A 14,898-nucleotide genomic window follows, 5' to 3' on the forward strand; every position below is an offset into this window, starting at 1 on the left:
CAGTAACGCGATTATGCCCCTAGACTCCGAAACTCTCAAAGCCATTCAAGAAGCCATCAAAGAATCTTTGCCCACAGCTATAAACGAAGCGATCAAACCATTCTCTGAGCAGTTTGAAAAAATTCAACACGATAACAAAAAACTATCAGAATCCGTAACAACTTTAACTACTTCAATCCCTCGGCAATTAGATGAGCGATTTAACAATATCAAGCCATCCTTAGACTATTTAGAGCAACTGAAAAAAGCTCAAGAAACAGACCCTAAAGATAAAACTAAACCCAAAGATAAAATAGAACCAGTAGACATTGAAGCCCTTCGCGCATCTATTCTTAGTGAAGTTAAACAAGAGTATGAAGGTAAATTAACAGCAGTACAGCAACAGCTTGACGAGCGCGATAAAGAAACCAAAGCACTGCGTGAAGCTGAACGTCAAGCCAAAATGCGTAACGAAGTATTAAATACGATGCGTGGACTGGGTACAGTGCGTCCCAACACCGAAGAAGATTTGCTGACGCTACTCGAAAAACGCGGATTACTGGTAGAAGAAGGCGATCGCTTGTTTGTCAAAGATGTCGATAAATTCGGTGATGTAATTAAATCAGAATTCAAAGACATCTTGCCCAAGATGCTAGAAACTGACTTTGCCCACTTTGCCGTACCTCGTGGCGGCACAGGTACAGATGGCGGCCCTGGAACTCGCGCCACGCCTTCACATTCACAATACAATTTTGAGGGGATGACCGCCCAAGATATCTACAACAGTTACGGCAATAACCAAGAAGCCCAAAAAGCTTTGATTTCCGAACTTGAAAAGCAGTATGGGAAACCTAGCTAAAAAATACTTAGAATATGCCAACCCCGCCATTTTCACCCAACACCGCACTACTAGAAACCGCGATCGCTCAACGCGCCTTAACTCAATTGAATCTCGCCGCCATGTATCCCCGTGTCGCTGTGCGGGATTTTGAGCCTGGAGCATTTGAGCGTGGGGATGAAGTGAAAATTCGTCGCCCAAAGCGTCGTACGGCCATAGACCTTAACCCCCGTGTTGCACCTTATACCTTCACTGAAGCTCAATTCTTTGCAGGGAACGTGAGGCTTGAAAGGTTGTGGACAGACGGGTTTTTGACCTATGGTTACGATTCAACGCAAACAATGGAGCGTTACATAGCCGAGACAGCAGAACAGATTGCCGATGCTATCGTTACTCCCAACGATAGCTACATGTACAGCCAGTTTCGGACGTGGAACATTGCCGCAACTGGCAACGTAGACTTGGGCGACCATCCCCCAATCGCCATCAGTGCGTGTGTAGATAGCAATGGGCAATTAACCAACTTCGACAACGAAGGCTTGCGTGGTGCGACCGTTTTCCTTGATATGGAAAATGTACCTTCCTCTAATCGGTATTGCATAATTTCTTCCACTGCCAAAGGAGCGTTCCTTGGTGATTCTGTTGTAGTCACTGGTTTTGCAGCCGCAAGTATCGGTAGTGGTCAGCTAATTCAGCGCGGACTGCAATTGGGTGACTTTGTTGAGCGCTACGGTTTTATGGTTGGCGGCTCCAATGCTGTAGGTAATCAGGCAGGTATTGCTGACCTGGACACAGCCGCCGGCACTCAAGCAACTCTGCCCATTGCTTCTGTAGCCGCTAACACGGTTTTTCGTTACGCCGACCAAGGAACTGTAACCTCAGTGGGTGCGGTGGACTTTACTCTAACTGTGGGTACAGCACTACAAGGTGTGGCTGTAGGGCAAATTGCCAGAATTGGGACTGCCACAAAGGCTACCGCCTTTGGTGTGATTTTGCGGATTACTGGCAACGTGATTACCTTAGTCCCCTATGCTCCCGATGGCACTAAATTAACAGCAGCCAGAATTACCCCAGGAACAGACCTTTTCAGCATCCCCACCATCCCCAGCGTAAACACCGTCAATCACATGGAAGGATTAGCAATGGCTACACGCCGCATTGCTGAACCAAGAAGGGGTAGTGGTGCAGTTGCAGCAAGTATCACAGACCCTAATACCAACTTGAGCATCCAGGTATTCACAGGACAGTACGATTTAGGCACGGTGTCAGAGAAAAACGCTGCCTATATGCTGACGGGTTCCAAAATTACCGACTTTCGCAAATGTGGCTTAATTCTGAGTCTTTAATTACGAATTACGAATTAAGAACGTGAGAATTAAAAGTATGCCAATAATGTACGAACCCCAGCATGGTATGCCTGTGCAAGTACCCGATGGAAGAGAAAATGATTTTCTGGCATTGGGATATCGCACCACGCCACCATACACGCCCCCTCCTCCGACTCCAAAGCCCACAGGTGAACAAATACCAGAGAACAAGGAAGAGGAAGCACCCGGTAGAGTCAAAATCAACTCCGCATCCCTGAAAGAATTATCAGAACGCTTTGGACTATCCACACCCCAGGCGAAAGAACTTAAGGATGGGCGGCCCTACGCAACAGTTGAAGACTTGATAGCTAAAATTCCTGATATTGACTGGGTAACACTATCAACCCAAATTAATTTTGAATAGATACTTTTAATTCGTAATTGGGTTGTTAATTACGAATTACGAATTATGTATGCTCACCGACCACCAAGTAAATCTACTTTTTGAAGTCTATGAAATAACTGTGCGCTCTACTACTGTTGTGATTGGTGGTGAGGGTACTTCTCGCTTGCAACCTGATTTATTTGGTAGCAATACATCAGTAAGACAAGCACTACTGGATGCGATCGCGGCGATTAATGAATCACAATCGCAAGTTGAAAGGGTTGGGGTAATCTTAGAAGAATTCGAGTGTATTTCACTCGACCCCAGCAACATCGATAAAGATGGATATCAGCTGCGACCGCACAAAAACCTAGCTGCAATTCGAGCTAGGTTGTATCCGTATACTGGGATTTTGTTTCAGAAGAATGGGAGTGAGAGTAATAAGTTTAAATTAGGATAAACATCAGGCTATGAGGCTTATTATGTCTGACCTTGATTGGCAATAACATGTTTCTCTCCGTCTTTCTTAACAACTGTATAGGTTCTAGGGCTTGGTGAATTTTTACAGTCAGCAAAATATGGGCAGGCAAACGCGAAGCATTTCAACTGTACCGTTCCGAACAGTAAATGCTTTAACATTGCTTATTGACAAAGATATAATTAGATGTTCACAATGTCAACTAGTGCCGATAGTAAAAATGAAGCGTATATGATAGATATTAAGTACATCGCCGCAATTAAGTGGGATGAAGAGCTTGCGGACAAGCTAAAAAACTTAAGGGGTAAAATTTCTAGGCAAGCATTAGCTGATAAAACCAAGGAATTAAACGAACAATATCCTGATAAATACCTAAAAATCACTTGGCAGTATATTCAACAGCTAGAAACCCCAAAGTACGAAATGAAAAGACGCAAAAGCAAGGGTTATTCCGAGACAATAGAAGTTTCTTTAGATGTTTTAACAACTCTTTGTTATGCCTTGGGTTGCGATGTGATGGATTTATTCATGAGTAAAGCGTATGTCGCACTAGCAGGTAGGTTGTCATAACCTACCTGCTCACTTTACTTTTACTTATTTGACTGCTCAACAAAATCTATAAGTTCTGCTCTATGTTCAGTGCATATAGAATCAATAGCTGCTGTCGCCACGCCTAGTGTGTAAGCGGACTCTTCCTGATGTTTTTTAGGATTATCTCGGTAAATTATTTCATAAGATCCTAGTGTTAAGCGTAGATGTTCCCCTACAGAATAAGCAGTTAGCATACTACAGAATACCCACCCGTCTCTTCTGCGTTTTTGGTCACTAGTTCTGTAATAAGTACCAGCTTTGTCTGATATTCCAGGTAATGAGAAAAATCGCTCTAACCCCACTTCGTATTTAGAGACCCCGTCCTTTAGAGACCCCGTCCTTTAGAGACCCCGTCCTTAAGGACGGGGATTTAATGTGCCTCAGTTGGCTGTGGAATAATGAAAGGCTCTAACGCCAAAGCTTGAGTAGGCAGCAAAGCCACTAAAGCAATAAAAGCAAGTTTAATAGGTTTAAACATAATTCACCAAAAACACGCTGTATTTAGTGTGTGCATCCGGCTAGCTTTGCTAACTCTTTTCACAAGAGCTTAACTACAACTACATATTTAGGTGCGTAATCTGTGTAATTACTAGCTTCTGTAATAGTTGGCAGCAGTAAAATTATTTTTTAGCGGCTATTGACTTTTACTATTGCCGCTAATAATACGAGATAGAAATCAAAAGAGCGATCGCCGCCTCGCAAGCAAAACAATCGCTCTTTGATAAACCCTTTCGCAAGAGTCTTATATGCAATCATATCCCGAATCTCTCAAGGCCATATCAATCCATGCGCCCCATGCCTACGCTATTTGCATGGGCATCAAAAAGGCGGAATACCGCAGCCAGCCAACCGATAGACGCGGCTGGATTTTAATTCATGCCTCCCAATCAAAAGACTCTGACCATTGCTTTGCTGATTACGGCATTTCTAAGGACACAATCAAGCGCGGCGCAATAATTGGAGCAGCCCAGATTACAAATTGCACCTGGGATGCTGAATATGGCTGCTACGCCTACCACCTAGAGTCACCCATCCTTTTCGACCAACCCATTGAAGGGGTCAAAGGATGCCAAGCAATATTCTGGGGAGCGACACAACCCCAGAAGCAAGCGGCTTTTGCTCAAGCCTGGGCATTAATAGATGATATTTCTATAGAAGCAAATAGCACAGAAATTCAGCAGCGCTCAGGCGAGATTGAGGAAATTGCACCCCTTGCAATTCGAGGCTACCACCTGGAATATGAAGCCCAGCACAGCACAGAAGAAAAGCAGGGCTACCGAGTCTTTGCCCAAGCTGAACTAAATCAGTATATTGAGCAGCAAGCCCAAAAGATTGCACCACTACCTAATATTCAATTCACCTCACTCGATGACAATTGGGAAGCTACTGTAGATGGGCTATCCATTGCCACAATTAGCTACGACTGCGAACATCTGACACAGCGCTATGTAGTAGCTGTAGGTGGTACAGAAATACACCGCACCAATACCCAAACTAGGGCAGAAAATTACATCATTTGGCACTACAAACAGGGGACTTTACCAGCGGTAGAAGAAACCGAACCCTGCACAATCGAGGATTGCAACCTTATTGATAACAAAGGACAGCAATATACCTTCCGAATCAATGGTCAACTCATTGGGTACATCTGGCTTACTGAAACAGAGGATCGCTGGAACAATTGGAGACAATTTTGGATTAATGGTGATGGCACAGAGTACAAAGATTGGCGCGAGTGTGGCTTGAAGCTAGCACAACTAACTCGCAAGGATTTGTATCAGACTGTAGCAGCGTAACAAGCGATGCTCCCTTACGGGAGCCGCTTTGCGATCGCCCGACTCGACTAAAGCAAGCGATCGCTACCTCTACTCGAAACGAGGTAATAGATTATGAAATTGTTTGTAGTTATTGTCAATGCTTGTTTGACGCTGACTGTTGCCCTGTCTGTAGCTACAGCTGCTACCGTCTCCAGAGAAGATTGTGGCAACCGCCGTGAAGGTTGCTTATCCCCAACAACCAAAGCTTCAACCGATCCTAGTTGCTATTAGAGACCCCGTCCTTAAGGACGGGGATTTAAACCACCCAACTGCGGTGGCCCGGATGGACAACCTATAGGCAGTGGCACACGATAAAACGGACACATAGGTTCTGATGAGTAGGCGTAAAGTGAAGGGACGAAAGATGCAAACACCAAAATTAAATGAAGCGATCGCCAAAGCCAAGGCTGAGTTTCCAAAAATCTTAGAGAATCGAAAAGTGAAGATCCCCACCAAAAGCGGTAGAGAAATCAGCTTTACCTACACAGAACTAGAAGAAATTGCCGAGGCGGTTGTGCCTATTTTGTCCAAGCACGGATTAGCTACAATCTCTCAGCTTGGCTTCGTGGGTGATAAATTCGGCTTGATTACCTCACTCAGGCACGAAAGTGGGGAGTCAATCGAATCGTTCTTTCCTCTGCCTTTCTCACCTGATGGCGAACCAAAGGAGCTTGGCATAAAAATCTCTTATGGACGCAGATACAATATCAACTGCTTGCTAGATATTGTGACTGTAGACCCTCAAAGTGATGAAGAAAGACAGCAAGCAGTTCGCAAGCTAGCTACCGAAGTACGCCGTGAAGCTGGAATATCAGGAAAGCCAAGTCCTATTGTGAAAGGTGAGCCTTCACTGCTAGAACTAACTGCTGGCAATATATCAGCTAATAATCAACAGCAAGATTTATATCCCGCTCACAAAAATATTGTGCAAAAAGTGAGGACAGTTACTAATCACGATGCAAGCTGGATAGTGGCTCAGTGTCGCCACTATGGTTACGATCGCACAGGCATGATGCCACCAGATGCTTTGGAGAAACTCATCTGTGATATGTGTGCTGATTTTGCTGTGGTGAATGGAGTGATAGGCGATCGCACCTTAGCACACACTTCTATTCAGGGTGCGATATCCTTTGCCAGCCGATATTTTGCCATCTGTGATGGAATGGTTAGAGCGTCACTCCCTTGCAAAATCTTCTTAGTGAGTGTTGCGGAGTAAGAGTAAAACAGGCTTTTATAACAACAAACTTTTGAAAAAAGCTAATGACGACGAACCAGATGTAGATAATGTGCCATTCTAAAAGCACACATGATGTCAGCCCCTCAGTCAATACTGAGGGGCTTTTATGGACAAAATAACGGTACTTAACATACAAAGTTATGAGCCAAGACGTAGCAAAAGCTCTTAGAAAAGAATTTACCTCGACTAATCCACTTCCAGTTTCTGGTGGTACTGGTGGTGGAGGTTCTGGTGATGCTTCGGCTGCCAACCAATTAATCGAGATTAATAGACTTGAGGCTATACGCGATCGCCTGCCCAGTGTCGGCACAGCTGCTCCAATCAAAAGTATGCTCAAGAAATGGCGGGAAGAGTTCAACGGAACCAGCCTTTCAAGTAATTGGACAATCAATCAAACTGGTGCAGGACAATCCATCACAGTAAGTGCCTCTGAATTGACAATTGCTGCTGGAACAACGGCGAATGCAGAAACGATTATTACCAGCACTTTAAGTTTTAAAATTCCCTTTAGAGTACTATTTATATTCACTCTTTCACAGCGAATAGTCAACCAAGAATTTTATTTAGAAATTGCAGATTCTAGTGGCAATCATCGCGCCTCTATTTTACTAGATGCCACTTCGGCGGGTACAGCAAAACTCAACTGTGCGAACGATAATAACTCCACTGGCTCAATTTCTTCTACAAGTTTTAGCACTTCTTCTTATGGAATTGCAGAGCTTGAAATTAATTCCGATGAAGTGAATTTATACAGTAGAAATGCTAATTCAAGCAATGGCAGAGGCTTATCAAGTGCTGTTTTGACCAGACAAATTCCTGACCCGAATTTAGATTATTTCATCCGCATTCGCGCCAAAAATTTAGGTACAGCACCCGCATCTAACACAAACTTAAAGCTAGATGCAATTGTAGTTCAAGATATTGAAGAAATTACAGCCGAAATTACGGCTGGTCGAGGCGGTGGCGGCGGACAAAATCAATCTGTTCCTGTCGCAGTCAATAACACCCCTAGTGTCACTGTTTCTTCTGGTAGCGTCGCTGCCACAAATAATGCCAACAATTCAACCATTCAGCTAACATCCACACCCTTGGGTGCGAATGCCAATTACACTTCTAGTACTCAAGCTTTAAGCAGTTACTCAACTATCAGGGGCTGGGTTGAAACTGATCAACCTGGAACTTTAGTTTTAGAGCAAAGCCACACAACTAGTGGTTTCAAACAAATAGGAAATTCTATTAGTTGCACTGCGGGAATCACGCTTTTTGAGCAAAAAGTTTATGGAGCATACGCTCGTGTAAATTACACAAATGGCAACAATGCTCAAGGCACATTCAGTGTTGTTTTTAGTCGTTGTACTTTTTCTTGAATATGGCTTTAAAAACAGATATTTCTATTGATGAAATTGGTCTTCAACTTGAAGGCGCTTACATTGCTTTGCGAGAATTTGTTTGGAAGGGTGGCGCTCATGCGGAGGTGTCCTTAGATATCTGGGCTTCTATTGAGGCAAAGACACTGGGGAAATTGCCCATCAAGCGATTACGCTATGAGATCCCTATACCTTTGGAAGACCAACAAAGCACAATGACTCTAGCTTATAATCAAGTACGCAGCTTAGTTTATACCTGGGTTAAACAGAATGTTTTAACCACGGCAAGGGATGTCTAAGGAATTTTAGTATCTGAATCAATTTCTTCAAGTGCTTTTTGTACCGCGTGCTGCTCAAGGTCGTACGCTCTTGCTGCCCGTTTTACAAAGTGCTTTTGAATTTCCTTTTTAAATGTAGGTGAGGGGATATTAACGGCGGCGATGCCCTGCATATCAGTTAGTAAGTCAGTAATCGAAAAACCAAGAAATTCATCATATCCAGTTACTTGCCAATCTACGATTTCACCTCGTGCGATCGCAGCAGGTTTTAATACCTGCACAATAAACTCTTTCACCACCTGTCCATAGCGTTCCAGTAAAATTTCTTCAGGTCGCCTGTCTTCCGCCTTACTTTCACCACTGCGAGCAATAATTGAAGCACCATCAGCCGCGCTCATCGCTATCTGTTGCAGCACATCGTAAATATCTCGTTTTACTTCAGCGCGGTAGCCGATTGCTGTTTGAATACTTGCACCACTGCGCTCAAAGGTGGTTATTCCCTGTCCGGACTTGAGGGTCAGATAATACCCGTCACCCATCAACCGCCCCTGCAATGGGTCTTCATCATCGTCAACCCCGGTGATAACTGGCATAGCAAAGTTATTACTGTAGAGCGCATATTCGAGCGCCGCTGTTTGGTTGAAATAAGATTTTTGGCAATCAAACAACTGTGCCGCCATCCAAAGTGCTTTGGGTAAAGTGAGAGTCACCACCGGAAACTCAAACCTACCTCCCACGTTAAATATAGGCGCGTTCTCCATAATTGCTTCTATGGATATATCACGTTCAGCACAGTGCGAAATGAAAGGTTCTGGAAGTAGCGGTTTAGAATCGCGTTCTATTTTGCGAACCACGTATTTAGATGTGAGAATTGCACCATTTTCACGGTAGAAAATGGTGAAAACGTGTTCGGGGATGGGTGGTGAATCCCAACGCGATCGCACTATTCGAAACTGATGCAGCTTGACGAAATTAAACCCATCCCTCCCCGAATCCCAATCCCACAATGCTGACCGGGGATGCAAGATGACGTAGGGGTTGAGTTCGCCTGCTTCTCGTTGCTGCGCCTTATTTACCGCACCATTGGCTCTTTTGGTGTCAATTTGGGCGATCGCCTTTCCGGTCGTCAACGCCGTCATCATCGCTTGCATTAAAAAACTGTTAAAGCTGGCCCTACCATCGTCATCACCATCTAGTAGCGCGCCACCTGTGAAAAATTGCTCACTCCAAAATGGGTCATTACTCCCAGTCGGTGTAGCTGGGTTTTTAAAAAGTTCCGAGTTGAAGCGGGACAAAATAGGAGTAATCTTACTACAGTAGGTAGCAAGTCTCACCCTTTCTTTCATCACTGCTTCGGGTCTACCATCGGGGTTGGGTAGCAGCTTGCGTTTCATGTCGTCCGTCATCGAGTCACCGCCCTCAACTACGGCGGTGAGTAATTCCCAATATTCGCAGTAGCGCTGGTGTTCAGGGTGACGGCGTTTGAGGGCTTCTAGGGTAGGCATAGAATCATTCCTCCGTACAAAAGACTCTGAGCAAATCGCATCAAGCCGCTTCCCGTTTAATTAACTCAACTTCCGATTTATGCAGCGAAGCAATCTTGTTCTGTTGCTTCACCGATAACCATTCACCATCAAAACTGCGTACTTGCCATATTTCACCAGTCTCCAGATTCCGTACCCAATCATTAGAATGGTACGGATGCTGCTTTTTTGCTTCTAACAATGCCTCCACTTTGGATTTGAAGGTCTCGTCAAGCCACTGCATATCTGTAATATCTCCTGTTTCAAGGATGTAATCGGCCATAAGAGTAGGCAGCTTCTCAACCAACTCTTTTTGATACTTCGTTGTAGCCGCTAGATTAATTTCTTCAAAAGCATGAAGACTGCCTAGACACACCTTGCTGATAATAGGCCAAGTAACGTTATTCATACCAGCTTTAGACCTGATTCTCTCTATAAATTCACGCCCTCTATCTCGCGCTACTACAAACTCTATAAGTTCTTTATCAGGATGACTAGCTGCTTTCTCATATTGACCTTCGTCGTCGCGATCGCCTTCTTGGAAATTATGAAACTGCGGCGCTTGTTCTTTTGTGGAAATCCATTTCAATTGTTCGCGTCTGAAATTAAATTCACCATTTACAAGCTTAACAATCACATTCCCACAAGCAAAACTTACGTACTCGTACTTTTTACGCATCTCGCCACCACTGCTCAAGGAACTTGATTCTGTGAAAGGCAACAGCTGCACAGGCTGGCACGACTGAGCGTCCGTACAGGTAGCGGCTGCGGATTCTCCCTGGTGTACCTTGGGAGACTGAGAGAGGCACGCTGTCCAATCCGGTGGGAAACCCATAAGCAACGCCATCATCTCGCTGCTCAAACACTGGGAAGGAGCTAATAGCCCGTTGTTTTTGAACCACTGCTCGCATTTGGTCTGACCAGAGGGGCGGCTGTTTTTGGGCGTAGAGGCATTCGGGGTAGGCAATGATAAACAACCTTTCTCTTTGATGGGGCGCTCCAAGGTGGGCTGCTGAAATACACTGCCATTCACCCACATACCCGACTTGGGCAAGGGAGTAGATAACTTCGGTAAGTCCTCGATGTCGCAAACCTTCTGGATTTTCGATGAGAATAAAACGGGGTTTAACTGTGGTAATGATTCGGTGCATCTCCCACCACAAACTTGATTCGGGATGTTCAAGTCCTGTTCTATCTCCGGCGGCGCTTGTGCCGCTGCAAGGGAATCCACCAAAAATAAGTCCAGTTGTGTAGTTCCAGTTGACATCGGGGCTGTAGGTGCGGATATCTGGATGAATGGGGGTGTAGGGAAAGTGCGATCGCAAGACTTGCTGTGCATCGGGGTCAATTTCTACCATCTGGATAATCCCCGTCCTTAAGGACGGGGTCTTAGCAATTTCAAATCCACCGATGCCAGTAAATAAGCTAATGGCTTGCATACTTCCTCCTCGGACTGCATCTAAAGCAAGCCAAAGCTAAACTCCCATGTCGTTGCTGATAAATCCTTGAAAAGTCTTGTCCACAAAATGGACATTTCATCAAGTTTTTGGCAGCGATAATTGTGCAATATCTATAAGCGGCTTGTACGTCGTATTGGGCAATGCTCCAGGCCATGTTTAGCTGTTTGTCGCTTAAGGTGGCGAATTGGTTAGTTTTTGTGGTTGCCATCTTCAAGCACTCTCTTCTAACCACTCACGAGCTATCGCCTTCGCATCAATCTCAGGACGTGGAGCCTGATAGCCACTGATCTCGTCAAAGATTGATACAGCAGAGCGCCATTCGCTTTTATGTTTCATTGCAAATTGGAATTTAGCTAAAATCTGCTGTTTACTTTCTGCGTCCATCGCTAGAAAATAGTTCAAGCGGTTTTCATCAATCTCCCAACCGTAACGAGCAAAGGTATTGGCGTAAACTTGCTCAATTGGAATGTCATAGCCCAGCGATCGCAGATTGAGATTTTCGAGTACCCGGCGGATAGATGGTGATTTCGTCTCCAGGTTAATGTTTGCAGTCGGTTTATCAGGCTCAATTACCTCAACAATTGAAGGCTGTATACGAGGAGGAGGTAAAAATTTAACACCCGCAGGAGATTGGTTGTAAACGGTGTGGAATTGCTTTTCTTTTTTGTTCAACTGCCAATCTTCAGCCAGCGCTACTGCTTGTAGTCCGCCAATAGCCGCAAGTGCAATATGAGCGCGTTCACACAGAGGCTGGAGAATTTTTTGTTGCCATTGTTCATTAGAAGTCCTGGCAGCAGCGAGAATGACTTGCCAGTCAGCGATCGCTTGAACTTCATTGCTGGTGGTAGCGAATTCTACGAGTCTCTTAGCGCTGGGGAAGAAATCAAGCGAGAGAATTGCTTCTTTGACCGCAAGCGTAAATGTCTCATCATCAAGATGCTCGTTGAGATATTCTAGCCAAATGGCGATCGCGCTTGGGCATAACTTGCGATTGAAGTGTGCTTGCAGTAGTGTGATTCCGTTTTCAAATTTCGATTGGCTAATCACAATTCCTCCTAAAGTTCAAATTTGGTATTAGCAGCTTGTCGAATGCGTTGGATTTCCTGTTGGTGATTGACGGCAGCAGCGACATTCACTGACTGTCCGGTTTGACGCTGCTGTTGCCATTCCGTCACCCAAATTGCCAACTTCTGCCAGCAACGGGGATTGTTTTCGCACTTGTTGATCGCGTTGAAACCGAGTGTGATGGTTGGTTCTTGTCCCTTCTTGCAGTTTTGTTTGGCGACATAAATAGCAAACTCGCATGAGACATCGTTACCGCCAGTGAGGATAAAGCCGCTTTTACGGTAAGTCTTGACGTATTGACCAATTTCTAAAGCCGCCCAGTCACGTAGTTCTGGCTGTTTGAGCTTGATACCATCAGCATCAAGTTGTTGATATTTCTGTCGCTTGGCAGCATCGCGCGATGAATGATCTGCCACGTCTGGAAATAAGACGATGTTCGATAATTCGGGTTTGCCGAACAAATTTGGCACAACTGGGACAGATGAGGGATCTTCGTTTTGGTGCAGAGATTCTGGCTCTTTTGACAACGAAGCGAGTAATTGTGGAGTGGGCTGTTGTTGAATTTCGTCAAGCAGAAAATCGGCTGTGGGGGTAGGGGGATCTTCTCTACTTTGTTTTTCTTCTTTTTTGTTTTCTTTATCTATATATGTGTCCATAGACGGGTTATCCGGCGATGGTTCAACCATCGCCGGATTTTCAGGGCATGGTTCCCCATCCATAGACGGGTTTTCAGTCGATGGTAAAAAATGTTGATTTATAATGCTTTGAGCGAATTCTTTTGCTTCTTCCTTGTTTGTAAAAGCTGCATATATCCAATCAAAAAGTCCAGTTGCGGCATTATTAAAACGTTGTCTGATGATATAGCCGGCTTCAATGCCGTTTTGCACAATAGCCCTTAACTTGTCCCGCCCATATCCCAATGCTTTCTGAAGCTCACAAAAAGTGATTTCAAAATCATCCCTGTGAGAGTTTATCCAGCAAATAAGTCTGAAAGCCCCATCACTCAGATTTTGATCTCTGATTAAAAAATAAAAACATCCGCGCTTTACCTACGGATGATGCAAATATGCCAAAGTCCAAGTTAAAAGCTGGTGACATCAATGAGTCTGATTTATTTACCCTAGACGAGGTACACGCCAAGCTAGGGAGGGGGTACAGCCCTAGAACCTTAAGACGAAGAATTGCCAATGGTGAATACATCCAAGGCAAGCATTACTTCCGCACAGGTGGTGTAAATGGCATCATCAAAGTCTACTTACCATTAATTAAGCAAAACCTGATTGATATTAATAGCTAGGTGGTTTTGGTCTATCAAGTTTCGCGATCGCCCTTTGATAATCAGCCAAATAAACTGATTCATCAAACCACGCTCTGTATACGTTTAGATGCACAGAAAGCGAATGCCCCATAAATTTAGCTGCTCTGTCAGGTGCAATATCGAATTCAAAACAGCGACGAGCATAACTATGTCTAAGATTGTACGCTGAGAACGGAATTTTATTATCGTAAAACCAGCCTGAAACCTTAGTCCCGATTTTTGAATTGGGATGATCTAAACTGATATTTGGTAAAAAAACTTTGTGCAATTCCCAGTCCGAAGCCCATTCAGGATAAAGGGGAACCACAAACCGTCTACCAGTTTTTCCTTTTAGCACTCTAATTGTGGGAAAATCTTGTAAATCCAGTCGGAATGGTTCATAATTTCTGAGTCCGTAGGTAGCAAGCATTCTCACAACCCAGCGCCAGCTAGGGTCTTTAATACTGTTGCAGAAATTAAAAATCTCTTGATCGCTGGGAAGCGATCGCGGGTCAGCGGACGCTGAAGAGTAATTACCTGTTCATGAGCGAATTTGCTCTCTCCCTTCTAGTCCAGCAAATTCAGCCAATTTGTAGCAGTAATCACAAGCCCGTTTTCTTGAGCGGCTATCGGGTTCTGTGGTTTGAATGTATTCCAGTAACACTTCAATAGTTAACTGCTCATCCTGTGGCAGTTTAGAAAATACCAAACCGTGATCCTTGTTCCAGTTAACCTCGCGCTCCGGTGTGCGCTTTACTTTTTGCCAATAGTCTTTCTCATACTCGTTACACCAATCCCCCACCCGCCGCGCCTCAATTCTAGTGGGAGCAACTTTATCTAAATCAATCCACTCGTCCCAGTTAAAAGTGCCTGCTAGCAGTTGAGCAGTAAGTAAGTGAGCTTTGGTAACAGCGTACAGTATGCCTTTGTCTGAGGCGATCGCGTTTCTTCCTAGCGATGCATATTGTGAATAATCCTCGTTTTTGTTAATGTGCGGTTTGGGTGGCAGCGTTCCCCTAAGCCACAACTTATTACCACGCCTATAAATTACTACCCTTGTCCCTTTCTTCTTAAGTTGCTCATTCGCCTGCTGTATCTTCCGATCAATGTCCATTTTGTAGCAAAAATTGTGACAACTTTTGACATGATACGGCTAAAAATGGCAAAGAATGGCAAAGCAAAAAGCAGTTAGTTGGAGGTTGATTTACCCCAGAAAATAATTAAGGAATGAGTAAAACCCATTCCTGTAATAGCTCTGAGGCTTGTTATTTCTCAA

19 protein-coding genes are annotated in these 14,898 nt (G+C 44.4%); 11 read left to right on the forward strand and 8 right to left on the reverse strand.

Features of this window, described 5'->3' with window-relative positions; genetic code table 11:
- The first annotated feature begins 13 nt into the window (after positions 1 to 13).
- The 5 genes from HXY43_RS22020 (at position 14) to HXY43_RS22040 (ending at position 3,557) form a co-directional block, all read left to right on the forward strand.
- Positions 14 to 838 (forward strand): hypothetical protein, encoded by an 825-nt coding sequence (locus HXY43_RS22020; protein WP_290887794.1) that lies wholly within the window; start codon positions 14 to 16, stop codon positions 836 to 838.
- A gap of 14 nt (positions 839 to 852) precedes the next feature.
- Positions 853 to 2,163, forward strand: a complete 1,311-nt coding sequence (locus tag HXY43_RS22025) for a hypothetical protein (protein ID WP_290887797.1) — start codon at positions 853 to 855, stop codon at positions 2,161 to 2,163.
- Positions 2,164 to 2,200: 37 nt separating this feature from the next.
- Positions 2,201 to 2,548: a hypothetical protein gene (locus tag HXY43_RS22030; RefSeq protein WP_290887799.1), complete on the forward strand. Its 348-nt coding sequence runs from the start codon at positions 2,201 to 2,203 to the stop codon at positions 2,546 to 2,548.
- A gap of 49 nt (positions 2,549 to 2,597) precedes the next feature.
- Positions 2,598 to 2,969, forward strand: coding sequence for a hypothetical protein (locus tag HXY43_RS22035; protein ID WP_290887804.1), 372 nt, complete (start codon positions 2,598 to 2,600; stop codon positions 2,967 to 2,969).
- Positions 2,970 to 3,182: 213 nt separating this feature from the next.
- The gene (locus HXY43_RS22040; RefSeq protein WP_290887808.1) at positions 3,183 to 3,557 is read left to right on the forward strand and encodes a hypothetical protein; all 375 of its coding nucleotides are present in this window, start codon (positions 3,183 to 3,185) and stop codon (positions 3,555 to 3,557) included.
- Between the two features lie 648 nt (positions 3,558 to 4,205).
- Here the strand turns inward: HXY43_RS22040 and HXY43_RS22045 are convergent.
- Positions 4,206 to 4,334 (reverse strand): hypothetical protein, encoded by a 129-nt coding sequence (locus HXY43_RS22045; protein WP_290887811.1) that lies wholly within the window; start codon positions 4,332 to 4,334, stop codon positions 4,206 to 4,208.
- Here HXY43_RS22045 and HXY43_RS22050 point away from each other — a divergent pair.
- The 5 genes from HXY43_RS22050 (at position 4,325) to HXY43_RS22070 (ending at position 8,298) form a co-directional block, all read left to right on the forward strand.
- Positions 4,325 to 5,374, forward strand: a complete 1,050-nt coding sequence (locus HXY43_RS22050; RefSeq protein WP_290887814.1) for an ASCH domain-containing protein — start codon at positions 4,325 to 4,327, stop codon at positions 5,372 to 5,374. The two genes, HXY43_RS22045 and HXY43_RS22050, sit on opposite strands and share 10 nt — an antisense overlap.
- 93 nt (positions 5,375 to 5,467) lie before the next feature.
- On the forward strand, positions 5,468 to 5,626 hold the full coding sequence (locus tag HXY43_RS22055; RefSeq protein WP_290887817.1) for a hypothetical protein: 159 nt from the start codon (positions 5,468 to 5,470) through the stop codon (positions 5,624 to 5,626).
- Positions 5,627 to 5,759: 133 nt separating this feature from the next.
- A complete protein-coding gene (locus tag HXY43_RS22060; RefSeq protein ID WP_290887820.1) occupies positions 5,760 to 6,611 on the forward strand; it encodes an ERF family protein in 852 nt (283 codons plus the stop codon).
- 161 nt (positions 6,612 to 6,772) lie between these two features.
- Entirely contained in the window at positions 6,773 to 7,999 is a 1,227-nt protein-coding gene (locus HXY43_RS22065; protein ID WP_290887823.1) for a hypothetical protein, read from the forward strand.
- A 2-nt stretch (positions 8,000 to 8,001) separates the two neighbouring features.
- Positions 8,002 to 8,298 (forward strand): hypothetical protein, encoded by a 297-nt coding sequence (locus HXY43_RS22070; protein ID WP_290887826.1) that lies wholly within the window; start codon positions 8,002 to 8,004, stop codon positions 8,296 to 8,298.
- Here HXY43_RS22070 and HXY43_RS22075 read toward each other — a convergent pair.
- The 5 genes from HXY43_RS22075 to HXY43_RS22095 all read right to left on the reverse strand — a co-directional run bounded on the left by HXY43_RS22075 (position 8,295) and on the right by HXY43_RS22095 (position 13,212).
- Positions 8,295 to 9,782 (reverse strand): hypothetical protein, encoded by a 1,488-nt coding sequence (locus tag HXY43_RS22075; protein ID WP_290887828.1) that lies wholly within the window; start codon positions 9,780 to 9,782, stop codon positions 8,295 to 8,297. The two genes, HXY43_RS22070 and HXY43_RS22075, sit on opposite strands and share 4 nt — an antisense overlap.
- 40 nt (positions 9,783 to 9,822) lie before the next feature.
- A complete protein-coding gene (locus tag HXY43_RS22080; RefSeq protein WP_290887831.1) occupies positions 9,823 to 10,479 on the reverse strand; it encodes a hypothetical protein in 657 nt (218 codons plus the stop codon).
- Positions 10,472 to 11,239, reverse strand: a complete 768-nt coding sequence (locus HXY43_RS22085; RefSeq protein ID WP_290887833.1) for a DNA cytosine methyltransferase — start codon at positions 11,237 to 11,239, stop codon at positions 10,472 to 10,474. Before HXY43_RS22085 ends, HXY43_RS22080 begins: the two co-directional genes overlap by 8 nt.
- 231 nt (positions 11,240 to 11,470) lie before the next feature.
- On the reverse strand, positions 11,471 to 12,307 hold the full coding sequence (locus HXY43_RS22090; RefSeq protein WP_290887836.1) for a hypothetical protein: 837 nt from the start codon (positions 12,305 to 12,307) through the stop codon (positions 11,471 to 11,473).
- Positions 12,308 to 12,315: 8 nt separating this feature from the next.
- Entirely contained in the window at positions 12,316 to 13,212 is an 897-nt protein-coding gene (locus tag HXY43_RS22095) for a hypothetical protein (protein WP_290887839.1), read from the reverse strand.
- A 179-nt stretch (positions 13,213 to 13,391) separates the two neighbouring features.
- On the opposite strand from HXY43_RS22095, the gene HXY43_RS22100 reads away from it, so the two are divergent.
- Positions 13,392 to 13,622, forward strand: coding sequence for a hypothetical protein (locus HXY43_RS22100; protein WP_290887842.1), 231 nt, complete (start codon positions 13,392 to 13,394; stop codon positions 13,620 to 13,622).
- On the opposite strand, the gene HXY43_RS22105 is transcribed toward HXY43_RS22100, so the two are convergent.
- Positions 13,612 to 14,052: a hypothetical protein gene (locus tag HXY43_RS22105; protein ID WP_290887844.1), complete on the reverse strand. Its 441-nt coding sequence runs from the start codon at positions 14,050 to 14,052 to the stop codon at positions 13,612 to 13,614. The two genes, HXY43_RS22100 and HXY43_RS22105, sit on opposite strands and share 11 nt — an antisense overlap.
- 111 nt (positions 14,053 to 14,163) lie before the next feature.
- A complete protein-coding gene (locus HXY43_RS22110; protein WP_290887847.1) occupies positions 14,164 to 14,736 on the reverse strand; it encodes a hypothetical protein in 573 nt (190 codons plus the stop codon).
- Between the last annotated feature and the right edge of the window lie 162 nt (positions 14,737 to 14,898).

It is taken from the genome of Fischerella sp., assembly GCF_013388695.1.
Classification (GTDB): domain Bacteria; phylum Cyanobacteriota; class Cyanobacteriia; order Cyanobacteriales; family Nostocaceae; genus PCC9605.

What these genes read in the sequence shown, in the direction of transcription:
- HXY43_RS22020 (WP_290887794.1), top strand. Translation starts at nt 14, where the DNA reads ATGCCCCTAGACTCCGAAACTCTCAAAGCCATTCAAGAAGCCATCAAA.
- HXY43_RS22025 (WP_290887797.1), top strand. Translation starts at nt 853, where the DNA reads ATGCCAACCCCGCCATTTTCACCCAACACCGCACTACTAGAAACCGCG.
- HXY43_RS22030 (WP_290887799.1), top strand. Translation starts at nt 2,201, where the DNA reads ATGCCAATAATGTACGAACCCCAGCATGGTATGCCTGTGCAAGTACCC.
- HXY43_RS22035 (WP_290887804.1), top strand. Translation starts at nt 2,598, where the DNA reads ATGCTCACCGACCACCAAGTAAATCTACTTTTTGAAGTCTATGAAATA.
- HXY43_RS22040 (WP_290887808.1), top strand. Translation starts at nt 3,183, where the DNA reads ATGTCAACTAGTGCCGATAGTAAAAATGAAGCGTATATGATAGATATT.
- HXY43_RS22050 (WP_290887814.1), top strand. Translation starts at nt 4,325, where the DNA reads ATGCAATCATATCCCGAATCTCTCAAGGCCATATCAATCCATGCGCCC.
- HXY43_RS22045 (WP_290887811.1), bottom strand. Translation starts at nt 4,334, where the DNA reads ATGATTGCATATAAGACTCTTGCGAAAGGGTTTATCAAAGAGCGATTG.
- HXY43_RS22055 (WP_290887817.1), top strand. Translation starts at nt 5,468, where the DNA reads ATGAAATTGTTTGTAGTTATTGTCAATGCTTGTTTGACGCTGACTGTT.
- HXY43_RS22060 (WP_290887820.1), top strand. Translation starts at nt 5,760, where the DNA reads ATGCAAACACCAAAATTAAATGAAGCGATCGCCAAAGCCAAGGCTGAG.
- HXY43_RS22065 (WP_290887823.1), top strand. Translation starts at nt 6,773, where the DNA reads ATGAGCCAAGACGTAGCAAAAGCTCTTAGAAAAGAATTTACCTCGACT.
- HXY43_RS22070 (WP_290887826.1), top strand. Translation starts at nt 8,002, where the DNA reads ATGGCTTTAAAAACAGATATTTCTATTGATGAAATTGGTCTTCAACTT.
- HXY43_RS22075 (WP_290887828.1), bottom strand. Translation starts at nt 9,782, where the DNA reads ATGCCTACCCTAGAAGCCCTCAAACGCCGTCACCCTGAACACCAGCGC.
- HXY43_RS22080 (WP_290887831.1), bottom strand. Translation starts at nt 10,479, where the DNA reads ATGCGTAAAAAGTACGAGTACGTAAGTTTTGCTTGTGGGAATGTGATT.
- HXY43_RS22085 (WP_290887833.1), bottom strand. Translation starts at nt 11,239, where the DNA reads ATGCAAGCCATTAGCTTATTTACTGGCATCGGTGGATTTGAAATTGCT.
- HXY43_RS22100 (WP_290887842.1), top strand. Translation starts at nt 13,392, where the DNA reads ATGCCAAAGTCCAAGTTAAAAGCTGGTGACATCAATGAGTCTGATTTA.
- HXY43_RS22105 (WP_290887844.1), bottom strand. Translation starts at nt 14,052, where the DNA reads ATGCTTGCTACCTACGGACTCAGAAATTATGAACCATTCCGACTGGAT.
- HXY43_RS22110 (WP_290887847.1), bottom strand. Translation starts at nt 14,736, where the DNA reads ATGGACATTGATCGGAAGATACAGCAGGCGAATGAGCAACTTAAGAAG.